The sequence below is a fragment of the Streptomyces triticisoli genome (genome assembly GCF_003270085.1).
GTDB classification, from domain to species: Bacteria; Actinomycetota; Actinomycetes; order Streptomycetales; family Streptomycetaceae; genus Streptomyces; species Streptomyces triticisoli.
Genome location: NZ_QFDQ01000189.1, coordinates 1 through 7,829, shown reverse-complemented (window position 1 = coordinate 7,829; position 7,829 = coordinate 1). Strand labels below are relative to the sequence as shown.

General features: G+C 70.2%; 7 protein-coding genes. 2 read left to right on the top strand and 5 right to left on the bottom strand.

Annotated features, from left to right (window positions below; genetic code table 11):
• The 3 genes from DEP02_RS24755 to DEP02_RS24745 all read right to left on the bottom strand — a co-directional run.
• A partial coding sequence (locus DEP02_RS24755; RefSeq protein WP_112469900.1) for a metal ABC transporter permease occupies window positions 1-846 on the bottom strand: 846 nt, incomplete at its 3' end.
• Complete coding sequence (locus DEP02_RS24750; protein ID WP_112469901.1) at window positions 846-1,613, bottom strand: metal ABC transporter ATP-binding protein; 768 nt, start codon at window positions 1,611-1,613, stop codon at window positions 846-848. The genes DEP02_RS24750 and DEP02_RS24755, both read right to left, overlap by 1 nt.
• A gap of 29 nt (window positions 1,614-1,642) precedes the next feature.
• Window positions 1,643-2,596, bottom strand: coding sequence for a metal ABC transporter substrate-binding protein (locus DEP02_RS24745; protein ID WP_112469899.1), 954 nt, complete (start codon window positions 2,594-2,596; stop codon window positions 1,643-1,645).
• A 186-nt stretch (window positions 2,597-2,782) separates the two neighbouring features.
• Between DEP02_RS24745 and DEP02_RS24740 the strand changes: the two genes are divergently transcribed.
• Window positions 2,783-4,165, top strand: coding sequence for a glycine--tRNA ligase (locus DEP02_RS24740; protein ID WP_112469898.1), 1,383 nt, complete (start codon window positions 2,783-2,785; stop codon window positions 4,163-4,165).
• A 131-nt stretch (window positions 4,166-4,296) separates the two neighbouring features.
• Here the strand turns inward: DEP02_RS24740 and DEP02_RS24735 are convergent, their stop codons facing one another.
• Both DEP02_RS24735 and DEP02_RS24730 read right to left on the bottom strand, forming a co-directional pair.
• Window positions 4,297-4,722, bottom strand: a complete 426-nt coding sequence (locus tag DEP02_RS24735) for a hypothetical protein (RefSeq protein ID WP_112469897.1) — start codon at window positions 4,720-4,722, stop codon at window positions 4,297-4,299.
• 244 nt (window positions 4,723-4,966) lie between these two features.
• On the bottom strand, window positions 4,967-6,412 hold the full coding sequence (locus DEP02_RS24730) for an MFS transporter (protein ID WP_112469896.1): 1,446 nt from the start codon (window positions 6,410-6,412) through the stop codon (window positions 4,967-4,969).
• Window positions 6,413-6,507: 95 nt separating this feature from the next.
• Between DEP02_RS24730 and dusB the strand changes: the two genes are divergently transcribed.
• Entirely contained in the window at window positions 6,508-7,701 is a 1,194-nt protein-coding gene (gene dusB / locus DEP02_RS24725; RefSeq protein WP_112469895.1) for a tRNA dihydrouridine synthase DusB, read from the top strand.
• The last annotated feature ends 128 nt before the right edge of the window (window positions 7,702-7,829 follow it).

Below are 7,829 nucleotides of genomic sequence, written 5' to 3'. Positions count from 1 at the left end.
GTCCCCGGCCGGGCGCGTCGCGGCCGGCGCCCGCGCGCGCCGCCGGGCCAGGGGGGTGGCCAGCGCGGTGAGCGCGATGAACGCGGCGATGGTCAGCAGCACGATCGTCGCGCCGGGCGGCACGTCCTGGTAGTACGACGTGACCGTGCCGCCGATCGTGACGCTCACCCCGATGGCGACGGCGATCGCGAAGGTCGCGGCGAAGCTGCGGCTGAGCTGCTGGGCGGCGGCCACCGGGACCACCATCAGCGCCGAGACCAGCAGCAGTCCGACCACGCGCATCGCGACGGTCACCGTCACCGCCGCCGTGACGGCCGTCAGCAGGTTCAGGGCGCGCACCGGCAGCCCGGTCACCCGCGCGAACTCCTCGTCCTGGCTGACCGCGAACAACTGGCGGCGCAGGCCCAGGGTGACCAGGACGACGAAGGCCGCGAGCACGCAGATCGCCGTGACGTCCGACTGCGAGACCGTCGACAGCGAACCGAACAGGTACGAGGTCAGGTTGGCGTTGGAGCCGCCGGGGGCGAGGTTGATGAACATCACGCCGCCCGCCATGCCGCCGTAGAAGAGCATCGCCAGGGCGATGTCGCCGCGGGTGCGGCCGTACCAGCGGATCAGCTCCATGAGCACCGCGCCGAGGACGGACACGGCCGCCGCCATCCACACTGGGGAGACGGACAGCAGGAAGCCGAGGCCGACGCCGGTCATGGCCACGTGGCCGATGCCGTCGCCCATCAGGGACTGGCGGCGCTGGACGAGGTAGATGCCGATGGCGGGGGCGGTGACGCCGACCAGGACGGCGGCGAGCAGGGCCCGCTGCATGAAGGCGTAGTTCAACAGTTCCATCAGCTCAGCAGTCCCGTGCGGATCGGACCGGCGCCCGAGGGGGCGTGCGGATGTACGTGGTCGTGGCCGGGCAGGGCGTGCTGTCCGACTGCTTTCGGGGGCGGGCCGTCGTGTACGACGCAGCCGTCGCGGAGCACCACCGCCCGGTCGATCAGGGGCTCCAGGGGGCCCAGTTCGTGCAGCACGAGCAGTACCGTCGTACCGGCCGCGACCTGCTCCTGGAGGGTGTGCGCCAGGACCTCCTGGCTGGCCAGGTCGACGCCTGCCATGGGCTCGTCCATGATCAGCAGTTCGGGTTCGGCGGCCAGCGCGCGGGCGATCAGCACGCGCTGGTGCTGGCCGCCGGAGAGGGCGTCGACGGAGTCCTTCGCACGGTTCGCCATGCCGACCAGCTCCAGGGCGCGGTGCACGGCCGTGCGGTCGGCCCTGCGGAAGACGCCGAAGCGGGTGCGCGACAGCCGGCCCGAGGAGACGATCTCGGTGACCGTCGCCGGGACGCCGCCCGCGGCGGTCGTGCGCTGCGGGACGTAGCCGATCCGCGACCAGTCGCGGAAGCGGCGCCGCGGGGTGCCGAACAGCTCGACCTCGCCGGCGCTCACCGGCACCTGGCCGATGACGCTGCGCACGGCCGTCGACTTCCCGGAGCCGTTCGCGCCGAGCAGCGCGACGACCTCGCCGCGCCGCACGGTGAGGTCGATGCCGCGCAGGACGGGGCGCGAGCCGAGCTCGGCGGTCACTTCGCGCATGGCTATGACGGGCTCGCCCATGGTGTCGTCCTCCTTGTCCGCCCTGCCGCTCACTTGGAGCCCAGGGCCTTCTGCAGCGCCTTGAGGTTGGCCTCCATGACCTGGAAGTAGTCGGTGCCGCGGGACTTGCCGGTGATGCCCTCGATCGGGTCGAGGACGTCCGTCTTCAGGTGCGCGTCCCTGGCGAGGGTCTTCGCGGTCCTGTCGCTGACGAGCGTCTCGTAGAAGACGGTCGTCACCCCGTCGGCCTTCGCCGTCCTCTCCAGGTCCCGCACCCGGGCCGCGCTGGGCTCGGAGTCCGGGTCGAGGCCGTTGATGGCCTCCTCGGTCAGGCCGTAGCGCTCGGCGAGGTAGCCGAAGGAGGCGTGCGTGGTGATGAAGGTCCTGTTCCTGGTGTTCCTCAGCCCGGTCTCGTACCGGGTGTTGAGCTCGTCGAGCTTCTTGACCAGGGCCTCGGTGTTCTTGCGGTAGTCGGCCGCGTGGGCCGGGTCGCCCTTGGCGAAGGCCTTGCCGACGCCCTCGGCGATCTGCGCGTAGCGCACCGGGTCGAGCCAGACGTGGGGGTCCTTGCCGTCGGACTTCTCATCCTCGTGCGGGTCGTGGGCGTGCCCGCCCGCCTCGTCACCGTGGTTCCTCAGTGTGGTCAGGGAGGCGGCGTCGATCTTCGTCCTGATCCCGGACTGGGCGATGGCCTTGTCGACGGAGGGCTGCAGGCCCTTGAGGTAGAGCGCCGCGTCGGACTCCTCCAGCCGCGCGGTCTGCCGGGCGCTGATTTCCAGGTCGTGCGGTTCCTGGCCGGCCTGGGTGAGACTGGTGACGTGGACGTGGTCCCCGCCGATCTGCTCGGCGAGGAAGGCCATCGGGTAGAACGACGCGACGATGTCGTACTTGCCGCTGCTGTCGCCGGCCGCGGGGGAGGAGGAACAGGCGGAGAGGGCTCCGAGACCGAGGGCGGTGGCCGCCGCGGCCGCGGTCCCCGATATGAGGCGTCGTCGTACGTTCATGACAGTCATTTTCAACTAACATGGAAACCGTTGTCAACAAGCCCCTGTGAGGGGGCCGCGCGAGACCCAAAAGAGCCCTTACCCGGCACCGATTTGGCCCAGGTGGAGCCCCCGCCGGTACCCTGAAGCATTCCCGCTCATGAAGCGTCTCGCTTCATCGCCCGTCGTCGTAATGAAGAGAGCACCGTGGCCGCCGACAAGATCGACACCATCGTCAGCCTGAGCAAGCGCCGAGGCTTCGTATTCCCCTGCAGTGAGATCTATGGCGGACAGCGTGCCGCCTGGGACTATGGGCCCCTGGGTGTCGAGCTCAAGGAGAACCTCAAGCGCCAGTGGTGGCGCTACATGGTGACGTCCCGCGAGGACGTGGTCGGCATCGACTCGTCCGTGATCCTGGCACCCGAGGTCTGGGTCGCCTCCGGTCACGTCGCCACCTTCACGGACCCGCTGACGGAGTGCACCGCCTGCCACAAGCGGTTCCGCGCCGACCACCTGGAGGAGGCGTACGAGGAGAAGAAGGGCCGCGCCCCGGAGAACGGCCTCGCGGACATCAACTGCCCCAACTGCGGCAACAAGGGCCAGTTCACCGAGCCGAAGCAGTTCTCGGGCCTGCTCTCCACCCACCTCGGCCCGACCCAGGACTCCGGCTCCGTCGCCTACCTGCGCCCCGAGACCGCCCAGGGCATCTTCACCAACTTCGCCCAGGTGCAGACCACTTCGCGCCGCAAGCCGCCGTTCGGCATCGCCCAGATGGGCAAGTCGTTCCGCAACGAGATCACGCCGGGCAACTTCATCTTCCGCACCCGCGAGTTCGAGCAGATGGAGATGGAGTTCTTCGTCAAGCCCGGCGAGGACGAGAAGTGGCACGAGTACTGGATGGAGCAGCGCTGGAACTGGTACACCGGCCTGGGTCTCCGTGAGGAGAACATGCGCTGGTACGAGCACCCGCAGGAGAAGCTCTCCCACTACGCCAAGCGCACCGCCGACATCGAGTACCGCTACAACTTCGGCGGCAGCGAGTGGGGCGAGCTCGAGGGCGTCGCCAACCGCACCGACTTCGACCTCGACGCCCACTCCAAGGCCTCCGGCCAGGACCTGTCCTACTTCGACCAGGAGGCCGGCGAGCGCTGGACGCCGTACGTCATCGAGCCCGCGGCCGGTGTCGGCCGGGCGTTGCTCGCCTTCCTGCTCGACGCCTACGTCGAGGACGAGGCGCCCAACGCCAAGGGCAAGATGGAGAAGCGCACGGTGCTGCGCCTGGACCACCGCCTGGCCCCGGTGAAGGCCGCGGTGCTCCCGCTCTCCCGCAACCCGGAGCTGTCCCCGAAGGCCAAGGGTCTCGCCCAGACCCTGCGCCAGCACTGGAACATCGAGTTCGACGACGCCGGCGCGATCGGCCGCCGCTACCGCCGCCAGGACGAGATCGGCACGCCGTACTGCGTCACGGTCGACTTCGACACCCTGGAGGACAATGCGGTCACGGTCCGCGAGCGTGACTCCATGAAGCAGGAGCGGGTGTCGCTGGACCAGATCGAGGGCTACCTGGCCGGCCGCCTGGTGGGCTGCTGACTCCGGTAACAGGACAGCACGACAGCACGACAACGACGTACGGCCGCCGAGCGACTCGGCGGCCGTACGCGTTCGAGGAGGAACGGGTGCGGTGCGGGCTACGAGCCCGTCAGCACCGTGTCATCCCCTGGTCAGGTCACGTGCACGGTGACCGTCCTGGAGTGCGTTGCCCCGTGCACCACCCGCAGTTTCTGCGGGCCCTTGACCGCGAGCTTCGTGGACACGGTGTAGGTGTTGCCCTTCTTGGCCACGGTGGTGGTGCGCAGAGTGGTCCACTTGCCGTTGACCCAGTGCTGAACGGTCAGCTTGGCGCCGGCCGCCAGGTGGTCCGCACGCCCGGTGAGCGTCACGCTGTGCCCTGCCTTGATCGAGCTGTGGCTGGCCCTGATGGTGATCGCCTTGGCTGCCGCGGTCGGCATGGCGCTGTGGGTGCGGGTCGGCATCGGGCTCGGGTCGGTCGCGGCGACGGCTCCGGCCGATCCGACCGACACCAGGGCGACGGACAGGGCGCCCGCGGCGGCGCCACGGACACAGCGGCTGCGGAGTGTGAGGTGCATGGTGGTCTCCCGTTGATGGATTTCCCCCTTGCGTCGCGCGTGTCCCACTGGATTCATTCGCCCCACTGGGCTCATCGCGCCCCACCAGAGTTCCCTCTGATGGCCCGCGCGGCGACTCGGGAGGAGTACGCGGAGGGCTCGAAGGGTCACACCTTTGATGAAAAGCCGCAGCTCAGCCGGGGTGTCCTCGCTTACTTTTTTCTTACCAAGCGACCCTGGCCGGACCCGGGCGGCGGGCGGTGACTCACCTGCCGATGCCCACTGCCTGACGTACCTCGCCCTCCTGCAGCCGCTCGGCCGTGCGCTCGGCGGTCCGCCTGGCCCAGTGGCCGTTGGTGAGGGCGCCCAGGGCCAGTACGGCCGCCCCGCACGCCACCAGGACCCACCACCCGGGCCGGGCGGCCGGGACGAAGGCGTGCCTGTACGACGACGAGTCCACCCCGGAGGCCAGCAGCGCGCCGACCACCGCGACACCGAGGGTCTGCCCGAGCTGCCGGCTGGTGGAGGCGACGGCGGCGGCGACACCGGCCTGGGCGCGCGGCATGCCGGAGACGGCGGTGTTGGTGATGGGCGCGTTGACGAAGCCGAAGCCGACGCCGAACAGGGCGTACCCGATGACGAGCGTGAGGCGGGAGGTCTCGGCATCGAAGGCCGCGAACAGCAGCGCGCTCACGGTCATCGCGGTACCGGCGATCAGTAGCGGCAGGCGCGGCCCCCGGCTGCCGACCAGCCGCCCGGACAGCGGCGCGCACAGGAAGGTCGGCGCCGCCAGCGGCAGCATCCACAGGCCCGCGTGCAGGGCGTTCAGACCGCGTACGTTCTGCAGGTACAGCGTGGACAGGAACAGGAAGCCGCCGAGCGCCGCGAACGCGCTGATCGCGACGACGGTGGCCCCGCTGAACGGCGCCGAGCGGAAGAAGCGCAGGTCGATGAGGGGTTCGGTACGGCGCGGCTCGTACCACAGCAGGCCGAGCACGGCGGCCAGCGCGACGACGACGAAGGGCAGGATCCGGGCGAGGCCTGCGGCCGGGGCCTCGATGATCGCGTACGTCAGGGAGCCGAACAGGGCGATGACCAGCACCTGGCCGACCGGGTCGGGCCGGCGGGCCTTCGGCGCCCGGGACTCGGGGACGAAGCGCAGGGTGAGCAGCAGCGCGGCCAGGGCCACCGGCAGGTTGACCCAGAAGATCGAGCGCCAGCCGACCGACTCCACCAGCAGTCCGCCGACGAGGGGGCCCGCGGCCATGGATATGCCGACCACCGCGCCCCACGCACCGATCGCGCGGGCGCGCTCGCGCGGGTCGGTGAAGGTGTTGGTGATGATCGACATGGCGACCGGGTTCAGCATCGAGCCGCCGACCGCCTGCACCATGCGGAAGACGATCAGCAGTTCGAGGTCGGGTGCGAGGGAGCACAGCAGCGAGCCGATGCCGAAGACGACCAGGCCCGTCATGAAGACCCGTTTGCGCCCGATCCGGTCGGCCGTGGAGCCGGCGAGCATCAGCAGCGAGGCGAGCACCAGCGTGTAGGCGTCGATCGTCCACTGCAGACCGGACGTGCTCGCGTGCAACTCCCGCTGCAGCGAGGGCAGGGCGACATTCAGAACGGTGTTGTCGATGCTGACGATCAGCAGGCTCATGCAGCAGATCGCCAGTACCAGCAGCCGTCGCCGGTGGCTGAGCTCGCGCATGGGTTCCAGCGTAGCGGATTTCGATAGTGCGGTTAACTAATGGTCGATGCAGGGTTATTGCCGGTGTGCGACAGCCGATACGGGACAATGGGGGAATGCCCACGCCCGAGTCCCCCCTGCAGATCGGTCCACACCGCGTCCAGCCGCCGGTGGTCCTGGCCCCCATGGCCGGCATCACCAACGCCCCTTTCCGCACCTTGTGCCGGGACTTCGCCGAAGGCGACGGCTGGGGGTCCGGGGGTCGTCCCCCGAAGGGTGCGGCCGGCGGCGGCAAGGGGCTGTTCGTCAGCGAGATGATCACGACCCGGGCGCTGGTCGAGCGGAACGACAAGACCATGCAGCTGATCACGTTCGACGCGAGCGAGCGACCGCGCTCGATCCAGCTGTACGGCGTGGACCCGGCCACCGTCGGCAAGGCCGTCCGCATGATCGCGGAGGAGGACCTGGCCGACCACATCGACCTGAACTTCGGCTGCCCGGTGCCCAAGGTGACCCGCAAGGGCGGTGGCTCGGCCCTCCCCTACAAGCGCAACCTGCTGCGGGCCATCCTGCGCGAGGCGGTCAGCGGGGCCGGCGACCTGCCGGTCACGATGAAGATGCGCAAGGGCATCGACGACGACCACCTCACCTACCTCGACGCCGGCCGGATCGCGGTCGAGGAGGGCGTGACGGCGATCGCCCTGCACGGCCGCACCGCCGCCCAGCACTACGGCGGCACGGCGGACTGGGACGCGATCGCCCGCCTGAAGGAGCACGTCACCGAGATCCCCGTGCTCGGCAACGGCGACATCTGGTCGGCCGAGGACGCGCTGCGGATGGTGCGGGAGACCGGCTGCGACGGCGTGGTCGTGGGGCGCGGCTGCCTGGGCCGGCCGTGGCTGTTCGCCGACCTGGTGACGGCCTTCGAGGGCCGTACGGACGACTGTGTACGGCCCACTCTGCGCGAGGTCGCCGACGTCATGGTCCGGCACGCCACCCTGCTCGGCGAGTGGCTCGGCGACGAGTCGCGGGGCGTCGTCGACTTCCGCAAGCACGTCGCCTGGTACCTCAAGGGCTTCGCGGTCGGTTCCGAGATGCGCAAGCGGCTGGCGATCACCTCGTCCCTGGAGGAGCTACGGGCCGGCCTGGACGAGCTGGACCTCGACCAGCCCTGGCCCGGCGGCGCCGACGGGCCCCGCGGCCGTACCTCCGGCAACAACCGGGTGGTGCTGCCGGACGGCTGGCTGAAGGACCCGTACGACTGCGCGGGCGTCGGCGAGGACGCCGAACTCGACACGTCGGGCGGCTGATCCGCGCCTCCCACCGGCAGGATCGGACGAATCAGCCGGGGTTCCGTTCGGTTCAGCTCGGTTCAGCTCGGTGAAGCGAGCGGACCGGCCGTACGACGCGGCGCCCCGCCCGGGATCTCCCGGGCGGG